Below are 16,560 nucleotides of genomic sequence, written 5' to 3'. Positions count from 1 at the left end.
TTCCTTAGTACGAGCGGGGCAGGCCCAGATTGGCCGTTGCAATATAGTTCAGGATCATCTCTTCGGATACCGGGGCAAACCGGAACAGCCGCGCATCGCGCCACAGCCGCTCGGCGTGCATTTCCTTGGCAAAGCCCATGCCGCCCATCACCTGCATCGCCCGTTCCGCCACGGCCGAGGCCGCCTGCGACGCGATCAGCTTCGCGGCATTGCTTTCCGATCCGAATGGGACGCCATGATCGAACAGCGACGCGGCCTTGAGGTTCAGCAGCTTCGCGGCTTCCAGTTCGGCCCAGTGTTGCGCCAGCGGGAACTGGATCGACTGATAGGCACCGATCGGGGTGGTGCCGAACACCCGGCGTTCCTTGGCATAATCCACGCCCAGCCGGATCGCCAGACGCCCTGCGCCCACCAGACCGGCGGTGGTGACGATGCGTTCGGTGTTCAGCACGTCCAGCAACTGATGCCAGCCCTTGTCCACATCCCCGATCAATTCATCGGCGCGGACATGCACGTTGTCGAAATACACCTGACTGGATGACAGTGTGTTGGTGCCCAGCTTGTCAATTGCGGTATAGCTGACGCCCTCGCGGTCGGTGTCGATCATGAACAGGCTTATTCCACGGGTCTTTTTCGGGGATTGGTCGACGGGCGTGGTCCGAGCCACCACCAGCATTTTCTGGGATTGTGGCACCCCGGTGATCCAGATTTTTTGCCCGTTCAGCCGCCAGCCACCGGAATCCGCCACAGCAGTCGTGCGCAGTTCCAATGAATTGGTCCCTGCATCCGGTTCGGTCAGCGCCATGCAGAACTGCATTTCACCGCTGCACATTTTCGGTAGCCAGTCGCGTTTCATCTGGTCGGTGCCATATTTCGCCACCGACACGCCGCCGAAAATCGGGTTCAGCATGAATACCTGTGCCAGCGTTGCACCAGCGCCCCCGGCGCAGAGTTCCTCGATGATCAGCGCGACCTCGACCATACCCAGTCCTGCCCCGCCCAATTCTTCGGGCAACATTGCCCCGGCCAGACCGGCGTCGCAGATCGCCTGCCAGCATTCCGAGGGAAACGCCTTGTCGGCGTCGTGCTGCCGCCAGTAGTCGGGGCCAAAGGCCTCGCCCACCTTGCGGGCGGTTTCGATCATCAGTTTTTGTTCGTCGTTCAGAATGAAATCCATATCGGGCTCCGGGTGTTGGGTCAGGCGGCCTGACGCGCGGGGCGCAGCAGACGCAGAGGCGTTTCCAGAAGGGTGGCCAGATCGGCCAGAAAACGGGCGGCATCGGCCCCGTCAATGATGCGGTGATCGCAGGCCAGCGTCAGGGTCAGTTCGCGCCGCAGCGCGGGGGCGCCGCTGGCATCGGGGCGGAACACCTGCCGTTCGGCCCCCACGCCCAGGATCATCGCATTGGGTGGGTTGATGATCGGCGTCAAAGACGTGACGCCAAACATGCCGACATTGGAAATGGCAATCACCCCGTCCCCGACATCCGACGGGCGCAAGCCCCCGGCGCGGGCGCGGTCGGTCAGTTCGCGCGCCTGCGCGGCCACCTCGTCCAACGATACGCCTCCGGCGTCGCGGATCACCGGAATCCGCAGCCCTTCGGGGGTTTCCGCAACCATTCCGATATTGGCCTGACCAAAGGCCACGATCCGGTCGCCCGCCCAGATGCGGTTCATTGCCGGGCGTTCGGTCAGTGCGATTCCCAGCGCCCGGATTAGCATATGCGTCACCGAAATGCGCGGGGCGGCGGGGTCGGCATTCAATTGCGCCCGCAGCGCGGACAAGGCGCTCAGTTCGGCCTCATGCGTGACATAGAAATGCGGAATCTCGCGTTTGGCGGCGCTGACCCGCTGCGCCGTGGCCAGACGGATCGCATCGGGAATGATCTCTGTCACCGCGGTCTGGGCCGCGGGATGCGGGGCCGGGGAGGTTGCAATTGGTGCGGTTTCCACATCGCGGGCCTTGATCCGTCCCTTGGGACCGGAACCCGCGATACCCTGTAAATCCACACCCTTTTGTGCGGCAATACGCCGGGCCAGCGGCGTTGCGATCACGCGCAGCACGTCCTCTTTCATCACCCGCCCGTCACGGCCCGTAGGCGTGACCTGTTCGCGGGCAATGTCATGTTCCGCCATCAGCTTGCGAGCTGACGGCGCGTCCTGCGTCGCAGGCTCTGCCGCTGCCATCTCCATAGCCCCGGACGGACCGGCAGCCGCTGCTACGTCCCCCGCCAGCCGGGCCACCGGGCTGCCAACGGGAACGGTTTCCCCTGCCGCCACCAGAATTTCCGCCAGGACGCCATCGGCCTCGGCCTCGACCTCGTTGGCGACTTTTTCGGTTTCGACCGTGAACAGCAGATCGCCTGCCTGAAAGGCCGCGCCCGGAGTGACGTGCCATTCGCTCAGCAATCCTTCGGTCATGGTCAGGCCGAATTTCGGCATCACAAGATCGGTCATGCTCAGCGTCCCGTGAATGTCGCGTCGCGTTTTTCCAAAAAGGCGCTGCATCCTTCATGGGCGTCGGCGCTGTCCAGAACCAGACCGATCATCGCCTGTTCATGTCGCAAGGCCGCCGCCAGCGGCATATCCCCGCCATCCACCAGCGTGCGTTTCAGCAGCTTCAGAACCAGCGGCGATTTATGGGCGATCTTGGCGGCGGTTTCGCGGGCGCTGTCCATCAGCGTATCGTGCGCCACTACCCGGTTTGCCAGCCCGACGCTGACGGCCTCGTCCGGGGTCAGCATGTCGCCGGTGTACATGATTTCCTTGGCACGACACAGCGGCAACTGCCGGATGATCCGCTGCGTGCCACCTGCGCCGGGAAACAGGCCCAGCGTGATTTCCGGCAGGCCCAGCCGGGATTTGTCCGACAGGATGCGAATATCCAGCGCCAGTAGCAATTCCGTCCCGCCCCCCAGCGCAAATCCGTTCACCGCCCCGATCGTGGGCTTGTCAAAGGTTTCGATCCGCCGGAACAGGCCGTGGATTTCCTCGGCGAATTCCTGATAATGCGGTAGGCCCTGACGCGAATTCAGATCGGCAATATCACCACCCGCGATAAACGCCCGGCCCGCGCCGGTGAAAATCAGAACCCGCACATCGGGGTCTTTTTCCACCTTGTCCAGCACCCGGTGCATGGCCCGGATCGTCTGCACATCCAGCGCGTTCAGGGTTTCGGGGCGGTTGATGGTGATCGTGGCAATCGCGTTGTCCACATCCAGCAAAATAGGGTCGGTGGTCATCTGAAACTCCTTCTGGGATCAGGCCAGCGTCCGGCGCAGCGCCGCGACGATCCGGTCAGCATTGGGGCGATAGGCATCTTCCAGCGTCTTGCCGAAAGGCGAGGGCGCAAATGGTGCGCCAACCCGCAAAATGGGACCGTCCAGCTCGTCAAAGCCGACATCGGCCATCCGCGCGGCAATTTCCGCGCCAACGCCAAAGGCTTCGACAGCCTCATGTGCAATCACAAGGTTATGGGTTCGCGACAGGCTGGCCAGCACTGTCGCCTCGTCCCACGGCTGAAGCGACCGCAGGTCGATCACTTCGACCTCGATCCCCTCTGGGGCCAGCGTGGCGGCGGCAGTTTCGGCCATCGCTACCGCCGCGCCATAGGCAACGACCGTTGCATCGCGTCCGGGGCGGGTGATCCTGGCCTTGCCGATTTCGATTTGTTCAGGCGTGTCGGGCAGATCGCCCTTCATCGCATAAAGCGCCTTGTTTTCCACCACGATTACCGGGTCGGGGTCGTCAATCGCCGCCCGCAGCAACCCATAGGCATCCGCCGGGTTGGACGGGCAAACCACCTTCAGCCCCGGTATATGGGCAAACCATGCCTCCAGACATTGAGAATGCTGCGGTCCGGCATTCAGCCCGCCACCATGCGGGGTGCGCAGCACCATCGGAACCGATCCCTGACCGCCGAACATCGACCGCGCCTTGGCTGCCTGATTGACCAGCATGTCCATCGACAGGGTGGTGAAATCCATGAACATGATTTCCACCACGGGCCGCATCCCGGTCAGCGCGGCCCCCACGGCCATGCCGGTGATTGCCGCCTCGGAAATCGGGGAATCATACACTCGCGTGGGGCCGAACCTGTCCAGCAGATCGCGGGTGGCCTTGAACGAGCCGCCCGCCGCGCCAATATCCTCGCCGATCAGGAAAACCGTCGGATCGGCTTCCATCGCATCGTTCAGGGCTTGGTTGATGGCCTTGATAAAACGTGTTTCGGGCATCTCTCAGACCTCGGCTCGGGTATAGACATCAGCAAGAATATCTTCGCTGCGGGGAAGCGGAGCCTCCAGCGCGGCCTGCGTTGCGGCCTTGATCTCGGCTTCGACAGAACCGGCGATTTCCGCCAGTAATTCAGGCGTACCGCCCGCCCGCGCCATTGTCTCGGCACACAGTCGCAGCGGATCGCGTTCTGATAATCCGGCGATTTCCCCGCTGTCGCGGTAATCCTGCCGGTCGCCTTCAAAATGGCCGCGCACCCGCGTTGTGTGACATTCCAGAATCGCCGGGGCAGGGGATTTGCGCATGGCTTTCACCAGCCGCCCGGATTCAGCCACCACATCCGCCACTACATTGCCATCCACCGCCCGGTAAGTGATGCCGAACGCCTTGGCCAGCTTGTCCAAGCTGGTTGCCAATTGCCGATCGGTCGGGCTGAATTCGGACCAGCCGTTGTTTTCACATACGAACAGGATCGGCAAATCCCACAGCGCGGCCATGTTCAGGCATTCGTGCAGCACGCCTTCGGCCAGCGCCCCGTCCCCGAAATAGACCACGGCAATATGGCCCTGCCCCTGAATTTTATGTGCCAGTGCGCTGCCTGTGGTGATCGGTAGGCCCGCGCCCACGATCCCGTTGGCGCCCAACATGCCCTTGCTCAGATCCGCTACGTGCATCGACCCGCCACGCCCCTTGCACAGGCCCGTCGCCTTGCCCAGGATTTCCGCGAAGAACCCGTTCAGATCCACCCCTTTGGCCAGCGTATGCCCATGTCCCCGGTGGTTTGACGATACGGTGTCGCGGTCCGTCAACGCATGGGACACGCCCACCGGCACCGCCTCTTGCCCGATGGATAGGTGTAGGAAACCGGGCACCAGCCCGTCCGCGAACAGTTTTTGCAGCCGCTCCTCGGCGCGGCGGATCAACAGCATCTGGCGATACAGCGCCGCCAGCTCATCCAATTTCATGACGAGTCTCCTTCGATTGCGCCGATCCTGCCAATGGCGGGCGGGGGTGTCAATAAAAATGACTAATGAATCATAATTCATTCAATATTGAAAAATCCCGGCGCAGGTGTATCCTGCCCGCAGCACAGAACAGGGGGCGGATATGGCGGATATGACGGGGCAACATGCGGTGATCACCGGCGGCGGTAGCGGCATCGGTTTGGCAACGGCGCAATTGCTGCGCGGGCAGGGGGCGCAGGTCACGATTCTGGATCTGGCTGACGGGGCGGATCAGGCCGCCGCCCGCATCGGCGCAGCTTTCCACAAGGCTGATGTGACCGATGAGACCGCCATAGAATCGCTGGCCGAATTGCTGGAAGCGCACACCCCGCCCACGATCCTTGTGACCTGCGCGGGCATTCTGCAACGCACCCTGCGCCCCGAGGTCCTGAGCTGGGGCGAATGGGATCGTATGATCGCGGTGCATCTGCGCGGCACCTATGCCTGTTGCCGCAGCTTCGGCGGGCGGATGGTCAAACGGCGGCAAGGCGCGATTGTCACCATCGCCTCGGTTGCCGGGCTGGGGACGGGGCCGCTGCATGGCTACGGCCCCGCCAAGGCCGCGATTGCCCACCTGTCCAAGGGGCTGGCGGCCGAATGGGGGCCGGGCGGGGTGCGGGTGAATTGCGTCGCGCCGGGCTTTACCGAAACCCCCGCGCTGGATCGTGGCCTGTCCGCCGGGGCGCTTCGGGCCTCCCGGCTAGAGGCCGCCGCTGCATTGGGTCGTCTGGTGGCGCCGCAGGAAATCGCCGCCGCCATTGGCTTTCTGGCCAGCCCCGCCGCTTCCGGGATCACGGGGGCGGTGCTTCCGGTCGATGCAGGCTATCTGGTGGCCGGGGACTGGGCAGCCTATGGGGGACTGCGTGAGCCATTGACAGACACACCTTGAGCGTCAAGGCGCGCATTTTCTGGCCAGTCAGGCTAATCTGACGCGCACGACTGGCCATGAGAACGGTATGGGCGAACCCCTTACTATTCTTGAAAACTCCAATGCGATCGAAGATCACTTAGATGCCTATGTAGGAGTGTTGTCTTCTGACCCGACAACGTTCCACCCCTTTTGCGGGGCCAGTTCAACAACCAGATCCCGTAACACATTGGTCAGAATATTCATTGCCCGCGTAGGTTGACGTTCGGGCGTTTTTCCCAATGCCGTCGACAATTTGACATTCGGCATCAGGGGAATGCCCCGGAGCTGCCCTTCGGACAATTCCCGGAACACGCAGGATGGGGGTAAGATCACGATACCGTCACCCCGCCGCGCCATTTCAATCATACATGGCATTGAATCCAATTCGATCTTAGGCGTGAAAAGTTTCCCAAGTTCGATGAATTTTTCATCCAGGACCAACCGCAATAGGTGCGGACGCCACGGGGCGATAATCTCTTGATCGGCAAGATCCGCAAGGGTCAGTTCGGTCATGTCCGGGAACATACCGGGCGCGGTCAACCCGATCAGTTCTTCCACGAAAAACGGGGTCGATTCTTTGACTGTGTGTTCTTTGGAATGATACAGAACCGCCAGATCAAGCCGCCCGCTGACCAACCATTCATAGATCGTCCCGCTGAAGGCTTCGACGATGTGAATTTTGATGTTGGGATACAGCACCTGCATTCTTTGCAGCAGCGGCGGCACCAATGTGATTGCATAGGCCGCAGGTACGCCCAGATAAACCGACCCGACCGGGCTGTCCCTGTTCGATCGCACGCTTTCATGTACCGAAAGACATTCCTTCTGGATACGCCGGGCATGTTCCAGAAGAATCCTGCCATCTTCCGTCGGTTCCACCCCCCAGTTTTGACGGCGTAACAGCTTGGTATTCAGAGTCGCTTCAAGCGACTGAATTTGGCGGCTCAGCGCCGGTTGCGCGATATTCAGATAGGTCGCGGCCTTCGAAACGTTCCCCCATTCGACGACCTGAATAAAGTTGATCAAATGGGTAAGATTCAGGTTCATTCGTCATCTTCCTCACGTTTCATGAAGGCCAGTGCCTTCACTCATCCATGCCGAAAAAGCATGACATGAATAAGAAATGAGTATTAGACGCATACTGAGACCGTCAATAGCCTTTCCCTCAGACGGCTGTCGATAACCGGCCGTCAGCACTGCAGGGGGGAGAAATGACTGCGGGAAAGATATGTATCGACGGCATTTGGCGTGCCGCCGAAAAGGGTGGAACCATTGATGTGGTCGCGCCCAGCGACGGTCAGGTGTTTTCCTGTATTGCGGATGGACAAGCCGCCGATATTGATCTGGCGGTCCGGGCTGCACGAGCCAGTCTGGCGGGAGCTTGGGGGGCAACTATCCCGTCCGAGCGCGGCAGGGTTCTGTCCCGGCTCAGCGCGTTGATCCTGAAACACGCGGACGAGCTGACCCAGATCGAAGCACGCGATACCGGCAAGCCGATGTCACAGGCGCGGGCCGATATTGCCGCCTGCGCCCGGTATTTTGAATTCTACGGCGGCGCGGCAGATAAGCTGCATGGGGAAACGATCCCCTATCTGAACGAATATTTCGTTTCGGTTATTCGCGAACCCCGTGGTGTGACTGGTCATATCATTCCGTGGAATTATCCGGCTCAGATGTTCGGGCGCACCTTGGGGCCTGCATTGGCTACTGGAAACGCGGCAGTTCTGAAACCCGCCGAAGAAGCTTGCTTAAGCTGCGTCCGTCTCACGGAACTGGCACACGAGGCCGGGCTGCCCCCCGGTGCATTGAATCTGGTCACGGGATATGGCGAAACCGCCGGGGCCGCCTTGACAGCGCATCCCGATGTGGATTTCATTTCCTTTACCGGCTCGCCAGAGGTGGGAACCTTGGTGCAGGTCGCTTCGGCCCAGCATCATCGGGCCTGTGTGCTGGAACTGGGCGGGAAATCCCCGCAAATCCTGTTCGATGACGCCGATCTGGACGAGGCTCTGCCGGTGGTCGTTGCGGCTATCATTCAAAACGGCGGACAAACCTGTTCGGCAGGCAGCCGGGTTCTGATCCAGCGCAACATTTTCGAGACGGTGACAGCGGCGCTGGCCGAACGGATCAACGGATTGCGTGCCGGATCGCATGAAAAAGACTTGCATTGTGGCCCGCTGATCAGCGCCAAACAGCAGGATCGCGTGAAACATTTCCTGACCCAAGCCAAGGCAACCAATGTTCCTTGTCTGGCGCAGGCCACGCTGGATGCTGACGCACCGGGAACGGGGTATTATGTCGCCCCCGCCTTGTTCGGCCCGGTCCCCGAAACCAGCGATCTGGCCCGTAAAGAAGTGTTCGGCCCGGTTCTGGCTGCGATCCCCTTCGACGACGAAGAAGACGCGATCCGCATCGCTAACGATACGGAATTCGGCCTGATTGCCGGGATCTGGACCAATAGCGGGGCGCGGCAGATGCGTGTCGCCAAGAAGCTGCGCTGCGGTCAGGTTTTTATCAACAATTACGGCGCTGGCGGCGGGGTGGAATTGCCCTTTGGCGGTGTCAAACACAGCGGTCACGGGCGTGAAAAGGGCTTTCAGGCCATGCACGAATTCACTGTGACCAAAACGATTGTCCTCAAACACGACTAATGAAAGGGAGCGGGAATGCGTATTCCGGGGAAAGTTGCAGTGATTACGGGTGCAGGGTCCGGCTTCGGTGAAGGGATCGCCAAACGATTTGCGCAGGAGGGCGCAAAGGTCGTGGTCGCTGACATCAATGGCGCAGGGGCCAAACGTGTCGCGGACGAAATCGGCGATGCCGCCGTTGCCATCCAGACAGATGTGACCGTGCAGGCCGATGTTCAGGCAATGATTGACCTAGCCGAAACCAAATTTGGCCGTCTGGACATCCTGATCAACAACGCAGGCTACACCAGCCGCAACGGTTCGATGCTGGAAGTCGACGAAAAAACCTTTGACCGTATTTACGATGTCAACGTTAAGGCGATTTATCTGGCCACCAAGGCCGTAGTGCCCGTGATGCGCAGGCAGGGCGGTGGGGTCATTCTGAACGTGGCCTCGATTGGGGCGCTGCGTCCGCGCCCCGGACTGGTCTGGTATAACGGTTCCAAGGCGGCGGCGACCAACCTGTCCAAGGGCATCGCGGTCGAACTGGCCCCCGATAAGATCCGGGTAAACGCGATTTGCCCGGTGCTGGGGGATACCGGCCTGACCGAAGATTTCATGGGGATGGCCAATACCCCCGAAAATCGCACGGCGTTCCTGGCGACAATCCCACTGGGCCGCATGGCCCGGCCGTCTGATGTGGCCGGGGCCGCGCTGTACCTGAGTTCGGATGACGCCGAATTCATCACGGGTGTTGCCCTTGAAGTGGACGGCGGGCGCGGGGTCTGACCCCGTCCGCTCCAACAGTGACCGCGGGCTGACAGACATCAGCCCGTCCAGCCCCAGAAACAGGATCGAACCATGCTCAACCTCTTACGTGGCCGAAAACTGGATCAGCAGATCATTGTCCTGATACTGTTTATTCTGATTTTCCTGTCATTCGCGGTATTTCTGCCGGGGTTTATATCGGCGGGGAATATCCTCACGCTGGTCAGATCGGTTTCCGTTCTGGGCATTCTGGGATTGGGCATGGCCATCGTCGTGATCGGGCGCGGGATCGACCTGTCGATGATCGCAACGCTGGCGGTTCCCGCGGCTTGGGTGATGACCCTTGCGGGGGCCGGATATCCGCCGGTTCTGGCAATACTGGCCGGGCTGGCCTTTGCAATCGCGACCGGCGTGCTGAATGGCGTTCTGGTGGCCTATGCGGAAATCCCCGCTTTGTTCGCCACGCTGGCAGTGGGCATCGGGATCGCTGGGATCGGCCAAAGCGGGCTGTTCGAATATGACATCGTGGCATGGCCCCCCGCATTGGATTCGATTTCATGGATCGGACGCGGGGTCATTCTGGGCATTCCCTATTCGATCCTTGCCTTTCTGGCGGCGGCGCTTGTCGTCCATATCTTTCTGAAAAAGACCCGAATGGGGTTCTTCATCTATGCCCTCGGGGACAACCTGCTGGCGGCACGGATCACTGGGGTGCGGGTGCGCCCGATCATTATTCTGCAATATGTGATGGCCTCGGTAATTGCCCTGTTCGCCGGGCTGGTTCTGGCCGCGTCCTCGGCAAACATGGATACGCGGATTTTCAACCTGACATGGATTTACGACGTGATCCTAGTCGTCGTGCTGGGCGGTATTGGCCTGTCCGGCGGGCGCGGCGGGGTCTGGAACGTGATTATCGGCACTTTGCTGATCGGCACGATCATCAATGGCATGACGATCATGAACGTTTCCTTTGAAGGGCAGAATCTGGTCCGGGGGATGGTGTTGCTGGCCGCGCTGATGACCGACAGCATCCTGAACCCCCGCAACGAGGAGACCGCGAAGCAAGGGGATATCTGAACTGACTTACGGCCCGGAACAAAACGTTCCGAAAACAAATGGGAGGAAAACATGAAACTATTTACCAAAGCCGCGATGACGGCCGTGACTCTGCTGTCATTCGCAATCGGCGGTTCCGCCGTGGCACAGCAAAGCATCAACGACCCGGCCCGCGATGCGCTATATGCCAGTCTGAAAGACCGCAGCGTCGTTTTCGTGCCGGTTTTCATGGGGCTTGATCTGACCGAGGGCTGGTCGAAAATGATGGCCCGGCAGGCCGAAAAGCTGGGGTATAAATACGAGGTTCGCAATTCGAACTTCAACACTGCCGCCGGTGCCCAAACCATCACATCGCTGATTTCGGAAAAGCCCGATGTGCTGGTGGTGCAGAACCCTGATGTGCAATCCTATGCCCGACTTCTGAAACGAGCCGAAGATGCCGGGATTCACGTACTTCAGCTCAACATGAAAACCAACATCCTGACCACCGGCTTTGTTGGGGCGGATGTGGTTGAAATCGGTGAAACTCAGGCCAATGCGGTCGTGAACCACTGCACTGGTGAAGGTAAATCCGGTAAGGTTCTGATCCTGGCCGGTCCGCCGACCAGCCCGTTTTCCGCCTACATGCTGCATGGCTATGAAAATGTCCTGAATGGAAATGATAAGATTCAGGTGGTCAGCGTTCAGTCGACCGGCGCTTATGAATCCGCCAAGGCAAAGTCGATCACGCAAGTGGTTCTGCAACAGCATCCGGATCTTTGCGGAATTCTGGGGGTCTGGGACAACACGGACATTGGAACAGCGGCGGCACTGGCCGAAGCGGGTAAAACCAACGATGTGTTTGTTTCGACCTCGGGCGGTGGCGGCGAATTGTCGTGCAAGGGTATCCGTGAAAACCTGTGGCAGCACTATGTCAGCTACGATGTTCCGGGACAGGCGCGCGACCTGAACGATCTGATCCTTGCAGCATTGCAGGACAAGAACGAGGTCGGTTCGACCAAGACGATCCTGTACACGCCACTGATCGAATTCACCGCCGATAACGTGGACCAGCAATCCTGCTGGACGCTCGAAAGCATCAAGTAAAATGCCCTCAGGATTGTGTCTGGCACCGTGGAATACGGTGCCGGATCACGCGGCCTGATCCCAGCGGCCCCAGTTTGACGGACCCGACGATGTCACAGACCTTGAAGAAATTACGCTATAAGTACTGGCCGGATCACATCTTCGGAGAGATCCTGCAAAAGCCGTGGATGGAAACGGCAGTTCCATTGATCGTGCTGATTTTCACCATTGTTTTCTTCAGCGCCCAGATCGACAACTTCATTTCCGCCAACAACCTGTCTGATAACTTCCGGCAGGCTGCGGAACTGGGCTTTGTCGTGCTGGGGATTTCGCTGGTGCTGATTGTGGGCGGCATTGACCTTAGTGTCGCTTCGATTTTTGCGCTGTGCAATTTGCTGGTGCTGTATTGTATGCATGTCTGGCAAATGCCGCTGATCGGGGCTGTGTCCGTGACCTTGCTTCTGGGGGCGGCGCTTGGGGCGATCAACGGTATCCTGATTGGATATTTCCGAATGCGGGCCTTTTTGACCACGATGGTCACGTTGATCGTGTTCAAAGCCATCCATGATCTGCTGAACGTAAAGGTCGCGGTGGCCATTTCATCGAATTTTCCCGACTCACCGGCCTGGGACCGGATGGGATACGGGGCCATCCTGTCGATCCCGACAGTGGTCTGGGCATTTGGTATTCTTGCCATTTTCACGCATATTTTCCTGACCCGTCTGCGCTATGGCTGGTGGTTGCTGGCCGTAGGGGGCAATCGCCGTTCGGCCTATAACACCGGGTTGCCGGTGAACCGGATCGTCGCCCTGTCCTATGTCGCTTCGGGGGTGCTGACTGCGGCCTCGGCAATCTTTTATGCCGCGCGGTTGGCCAGCCCCGGCGCCGATACCGGCAAGGGGCTGGAAATCACCGTTCTGACAGCGGCCATTCTGGGGGGTATCCGGCTTGGCGGCGGCAAGGGATCGGTCATGAAAGCGATCCTTGGCACGCTGATCATCCTGCTGATTACCAATGGTCTGTTGCGCATGGCGACGCCCGCAGGTACGTCCCGGATCATTCTGGCCACCATTCTGCTTCTGGCCGCCACGCTGGACATCCGCTGGTTCAAGAACCGCCATAAGGCTGTACAGGAACTCTATGTTAGCCCTGCCTTGCTGGAACTGCCCGGACTGTCCAAAGACGCCACCAGCCCGGATTCGGATTACGCCCCGAACGAAAGACTGCATGATGTGGAAATCATCGGGCTGGGGCAGGTCGAAGCCCCCGAAGATGTCGTTCTGGACGAAGACGACAACCTGTATTGCGGCAGCCGCCACGGCGACATCATCCGCTTTTTCGCACCCGATTACAAACGACACGAGGTCTACGCCCGAATTGGCGGGCAACCGCTGGGGATGACATTTGACGCGGAGTATAACCTGTATGTCTGTGTTGGTGGCATGGGCCTGTACCGCGTCACACGCGATCGCAAAGTTGAACTTGTCACGGACGAAACCAACCGGCACTTCTTGTCCATTATTGATGACAGCCGCCTGCGTCTGGCCGACGATCTGGATATTCTGCCGGATGGCCGCATCCTGTTTTCCGAAGCGACGGTACGCTATGAAATGCACGAATGGCCAACCGACGCGCTGGAAGGCCGGGGGAACGGTCGGATCATCATGTATGATCCCAAGCAGAACAAAACCACGACCGTTCTGCGTAACCTGATCTTCCCCAACGGGATCGTTGTCGCCTCGGATAAGCAATCCATCCTGTTTGCCGAAAGCTGGAATTGCACCATCAAACGCTATTGGTTCGAAGGTCCGAAGAAGGGCAAGGTCGAAATGGTGATCCCGAACCTGCCCGGCTACCCCGACAATATCAACCGCGCGTCGGACGGGAATTACTGGTTGGCCATCATGGGGATGCGCAGTCAGGTGTTCGACCTGTCCATGCGCAAACCCGGTTTCCGCCGCAGGATGTCCAAACAACTGCCCGGCGATGAATGGCTGGCCCCGAATATCAACATTGGCTGCATCGTCAAATTCAACGAAGCCGGGGAAATTCTGGACGTGCTTTGGGATCGTCAGGGCATCAACCACCCGATGATCACCTCCATGCGCGAACACAAGGGCTATCTGTATATCGGTGGCATCACCAACAACCGGATTGGGCGGCTCAAGCTTGATGACGCGGACGAAACCTATGTTTCGAGTGGGAAATACCATGTTGGATAATCTGATGAACTGGATCGGGTCGTTCGGAAACACCCGCAGCAAAAGCCTGTCCGTGCCGGTCTTTGACGGCGCATTGAAACCGAACAACCTGCTGGAAGAGGCGGAAATTCTGGTCGAACAGCCGGGGCTGAACGATTTGGCCCGCCGCGACGACGGCCAGATTTTCACCGCCTCTGCCAACACATTGTACGCACTGTCGAAAGACGGGGCTTTGACGGAAACCATGACGTTTGACCGTGTGATTTCCGCCTTGGCCTTTATGGCAGACGGTCGCCCGGTGGTCGGTCTGGGGGACCGGATCGTGCTGGCGCCCGGCAGCGCCGATGAACGGGTGGTCGACACGGTAAAGGGCCGGAAATTGGTCGCGGTGACTGCGATCTACCGCCAGCCCGATGGCGGGCTGCTGGTATGCGATGGTTCGGACCGGCACGGGGTGGATGACTGGGCGTGGGATCTGATGGGCAAAAACAGCGGTGCGCGCCTGATCCGGATTGATCCGGCCAGCGGTGATGCCACGGTGCTGGCCTCTGGCATGGCCTATGCATTCGGAGCCTATGACAGCACGGAAACCGGCATTCTTGTATCGGAAAGCTGGAAACACTGCCTGACATCTGTGACGGGCAAGAAGAAACCTGCGGTGGATCGTCTGGCTGGGTATCCCAGTCGTATGTCACTGGCACAGGGGGGTGGATTCTGGCTCAGCCTGTTTTGCAGTCGCACCCAGCTTGTTGAATTCGTCCTGAAAGAACATGATTTCCGGCAAGAAATGATGGCCACCATCGAACCCGCCTACTGGATTTCGCCCAGTTTCGGGTCCGGGCAGGACTTTCTGGAACCGTTACAAGGCGGTGGGGTGAAACAGATGGGGGTTCTGAAACCCTGGGCTCCGCCCCGGTCCTATGGGCTTGTGGTCCGGTTCGATGCCAATCTGGTGCCGCTTTATTCGATGCACAGCCGGGTAGGCGGCCGAAATCACGGCATCTGCGCTACGGTACAGGATGGTGATACGCTTTACGCCCTGTCCAAAGGCAGCGGTCGCATCCTGAAACTGTCCGTTCACACCGTTGAAACGACCCTGCTGGGAGGTGCGGCACAATGAAACCCGTTCTGGAAATGCGAAAAATCACCAAACTTTACGGGAAGGCCGCCGCCGTTTCCGAGGTGGATTTCGATCTTCACCCCGGCGAGGTTCACGCCATTCTGGGGGAAAACGGCGCCGGGAAATCGACCCTGACAAAAATGATGGCTGGGGTGGTGCATCCTACTTCGGGTCAGATTTTGCTGAACGGGGATGAAATCAACATCCGAACCCCGGCCGAAGCGGTAGAGCTGGGCATCGCCATGGTGTTTCAGGAAACCAGTCTGGTGCCGTCCATGACGGTCGCGCAGAACCTGTTTCTTGGGAATGAAAAATTCTTCAACCGCATCCGTGGCACCAACATCACCGCGCAGCAGTTTATGCAGTCGCTCAGCTTCGATGTGGACCCCACCCAGATTGTCGCTTCGCTTGGCGCGGCCCAAAAACAGATGGTCGAAATCGCCCGCGCGATGCTTCTGGAGGCGCGGGTAATCGTGTTCGACGAACCCACAGCCACCCTGACCCCCGAAGAAAAGCGCCATTTCTTCAATCTGGTCGAAACCCTCAAAAGTCACAGCGTGGCCGTGATCTTCATTTCCCACGCTTTAGAAGAGGCGCTGGAAATCTCTGACCGGATCACCATTCTGCGGGACGGCAGGCATGTGGTGACGGACAAGACCAGCAGTTTCAACCGTGACCGGATCGTGCAGTCGATGGTTGGGCGGGAACTGACGCAGGAACTTTATGAAAACCGGAAAACCAAAATCAGACCTGCCGGGGAACGCATCCTGAGCATTGAAAATCTGCGCGTTGGCGGCGTGGTCAAAAACAACTCTCTTTCCGTTTTCAAGGGGCAGGTGACGGGGATATTCGGATTGGTCGGATCGGGCCGCACCGAAACCTTCAAGGTGGTGTCCGGTGTGATCAAGCGCAACTACCGCAACGGCGGAGAGGTGATCCTGAAGGGGAAACCCGTGCGCTATCTGGTTCCCGCGCAGGGGGTTCGGGATGGCATTGCCTATGTCACCGAAGACCGGAAAATCGAAGGGTTCTTTGAAACCATGTCGATCAAGCAGAACGTGTTCGCGGGCCTGATGGGCAAAGCTCAACTGGCGCGGTTTTGGTTGCGAAAATCCAAGATGGACGAGCTGGGAGAAAAATGGGTGAAGGCGCTTCAGGTCAAATCTGTAACGCAAAATGCCAATGTCATCGAACTGTCCGGTGGCAACCAGCAAAAGGCGGTGATCGCTAAATCGCTGGTGCAGGAACCCGAACTGATTATCTTTGATGAACCCACCCGTGGCGTCGATGTGGGGGCGATTGCCGAAATTCACAACATCATCAACCAACTGGCAGACGAAGGGCGGGCGGTGGTTGTCATCTCCTCTTACCTGCCCGAGGTGATGCAGCTATCAGATCGTTTGCTTGTGGCGCGGCAGGGCAAGATCGTCGAAGAATTTTCGCCTTTGGACGCGACCGAAGAAAAACTGATGTACGCTGCGGTGCATTAGGCTCATGGAACGGGTCGCGCCGCACATGTTGTTTCAGACAGACACAAGCGAGCGACCACCCGTATCTTGCATCAGATCGGCCCGTC

The 16,560-nt window shown here is 59.2% G+C and carries 14 protein-coding genes; 8 read left to right on the top strand and 6 right to left on the bottom strand.

Going from position 1 to position 16,560, the window contains the following annotated elements; all coding sequences use genetic code 11:
• Positions 1 to 4: 4 nt before the first annotated feature.
• From FN828_RS04625 to FN828_RS04605, 5 genes are read right to left on the bottom strand one after another with little or no spacing between them, the layout of a single operon-like run.
• Complete coding sequence (locus tag FN828_RS04625; RefSeq protein WP_142492220.1) at positions 5 to 1,177, bottom strand: acyl-CoA dehydrogenase family protein; 1,173 nt, start codon at positions 1,175 to 1,177, stop codon at positions 5 to 7.
• 20 nt (positions 1,178 to 1,197) lie between these two features.
• Positions 1,198 to 2,457, bottom strand: coding sequence for a dihydrolipoamide acetyltransferase family protein (locus tag FN828_RS04620; RefSeq protein ID WP_142492219.1), 1,260 nt, complete (start codon positions 2,455 to 2,457; stop codon positions 1,198 to 1,200).
• A gap of 2 nt (positions 2,458 to 2,459) precedes the next feature.
• The gene (locus tag FN828_RS04615) at positions 2,460 to 3,242 is read right to left on the bottom strand and encodes an enoyl-CoA hydratase/isomerase family protein (RefSeq protein ID WP_142492218.1); all 783 of its coding nucleotides are present in this window, start codon (positions 3,240 to 3,242) and stop codon (positions 2,460 to 2,462) included.
• 18 nt (positions 3,243 to 3,260) lie between these two features.
• The gene (locus tag FN828_RS04610) at positions 3,261 to 4,235 is read right to left on the bottom strand and encodes an alpha-ketoacid dehydrogenase subunit beta (RefSeq protein WP_142492217.1); all 975 of its coding nucleotides are present in this window, start codon (positions 4,233 to 4,235) and stop codon (positions 3,261 to 3,263) included.
• A gap of 3 nt (positions 4,236 to 4,238) precedes the next feature.
• Positions 4,239 to 5,198, bottom strand: coding sequence for a thiamine pyrophosphate-dependent dehydrogenase E1 component subunit alpha (locus FN828_RS04605; RefSeq protein ID WP_142492216.1), 960 nt, complete (start codon positions 5,196 to 5,198; stop codon positions 4,239 to 4,241).
• A 142-nt stretch (positions 5,199 to 5,340) separates the two neighbouring features.
• Between FN828_RS04605 and FN828_RS04600 the strand changes: the two genes are divergently transcribed.
• Positions 5,341 to 6,126 carry an SDR family NAD(P)-dependent oxidoreductase gene (locus FN828_RS04600; RefSeq protein ID WP_142492215.1) on the top strand — a complete coding sequence of 262 codons (786 nt, stop codon included), beginning with the start codon at positions 5,341 to 5,343 and terminating at the stop codon, positions 6,124 to 6,126.
• A gap of 126 nt (positions 6,127 to 6,252) precedes the next feature.
• Here the strand turns inward: FN828_RS04600 and FN828_RS04595 are convergent, their stop codons facing one another.
• A complete protein-coding gene (locus tag FN828_RS04595) occupies positions 6,253 to 7,194 on the bottom strand; it encodes a LysR family transcriptional regulator (protein WP_142492214.1) in 942 nt (313 codons plus the stop codon).
• 164 nt (positions 7,195 to 7,358) lie between these two features.
• On the opposite strand from FN828_RS04595, the gene FN828_RS04590 reads away from it, so the two are divergent.
• The 7 genes from FN828_RS04590 (at position 7,359) to FN828_RS04560 (ending at position 16,474) form a co-directional block, all read left to right on the top strand.
• Positions 7,359 to 8,798, top strand: coding sequence for an aldehyde dehydrogenase family protein (locus tag FN828_RS04590; protein ID WP_142492213.1), 1,440 nt, complete (start codon positions 7,359 to 7,361; stop codon positions 8,796 to 8,798).
• A 15-nt stretch (positions 8,799 to 8,813) separates the two neighbouring features.
• Positions 8,814 to 9,563, top strand: coding sequence for a glucose 1-dehydrogenase (locus FN828_RS04585; protein ID WP_142492212.1), 750 nt, complete (start codon positions 8,814 to 8,816; stop codon positions 9,561 to 9,563).
• A 72-nt stretch (positions 9,564 to 9,635) separates the two neighbouring features.
• Entirely contained in the window at positions 9,636 to 10,619 is a 984-nt protein-coding gene (locus FN828_RS04580; RefSeq protein ID WP_142492211.1) for an ABC transporter permease, read from the top strand.
• Between the two features lie 51 nt (positions 10,620 to 10,670).
• Positions 10,671 to 11,684, top strand: a complete 1,014-nt coding sequence (locus tag FN828_RS04575; RefSeq protein WP_142492210.1) for a sugar ABC transporter substrate-binding protein — start codon at positions 10,671 to 10,673, stop codon at positions 11,682 to 11,684.
• A gap of 89 nt (positions 11,685 to 11,773) precedes the next feature.
• The gene (locus FN828_RS04570; RefSeq protein WP_142492209.1) at positions 11,774 to 13,885 is read left to right on the top strand and encodes an ABC transporter permease; all 2,112 of its coding nucleotides are present in this window, start codon (positions 11,774 to 11,776) and stop codon (positions 13,883 to 13,885) included.
• Positions 13,875 to 14,984, top strand: coding sequence for an SMP-30/gluconolactonase/LRE family protein (locus FN828_RS04565; protein WP_142492208.1), 1,110 nt, complete (start codon positions 13,875 to 13,877; stop codon positions 14,982 to 14,984). Before FN828_RS04570 ends, FN828_RS04565 begins: the two co-directional genes overlap by 11 nt.
• Positions 14,981 to 16,474: a sugar ABC transporter ATP-binding protein gene (locus FN828_RS04560; RefSeq protein WP_142492207.1), complete on the top strand. Its 1,494-nt coding sequence runs from the start codon at positions 14,981 to 14,983 to the stop codon at positions 16,472 to 16,474. Before FN828_RS04565 ends, FN828_RS04560 begins: the two co-directional genes overlap by 4 nt.
• Positions 16,475 to 16,560 lie beyond the last annotated feature (86 nt).

Source organism: Thalassovita litoralis (assembly GCF_900182725.1).
In the GTDB taxonomy this organism is placed as follows: Bacteria; Pseudomonadota; Alphaproteobacteria; order Rhodobacterales; family Rhodobacteraceae; genus Thalassobius; species Thalassobius litoralis.
This window is presented reverse-complemented; position numbering and strand designations above follow the sequence as displayed.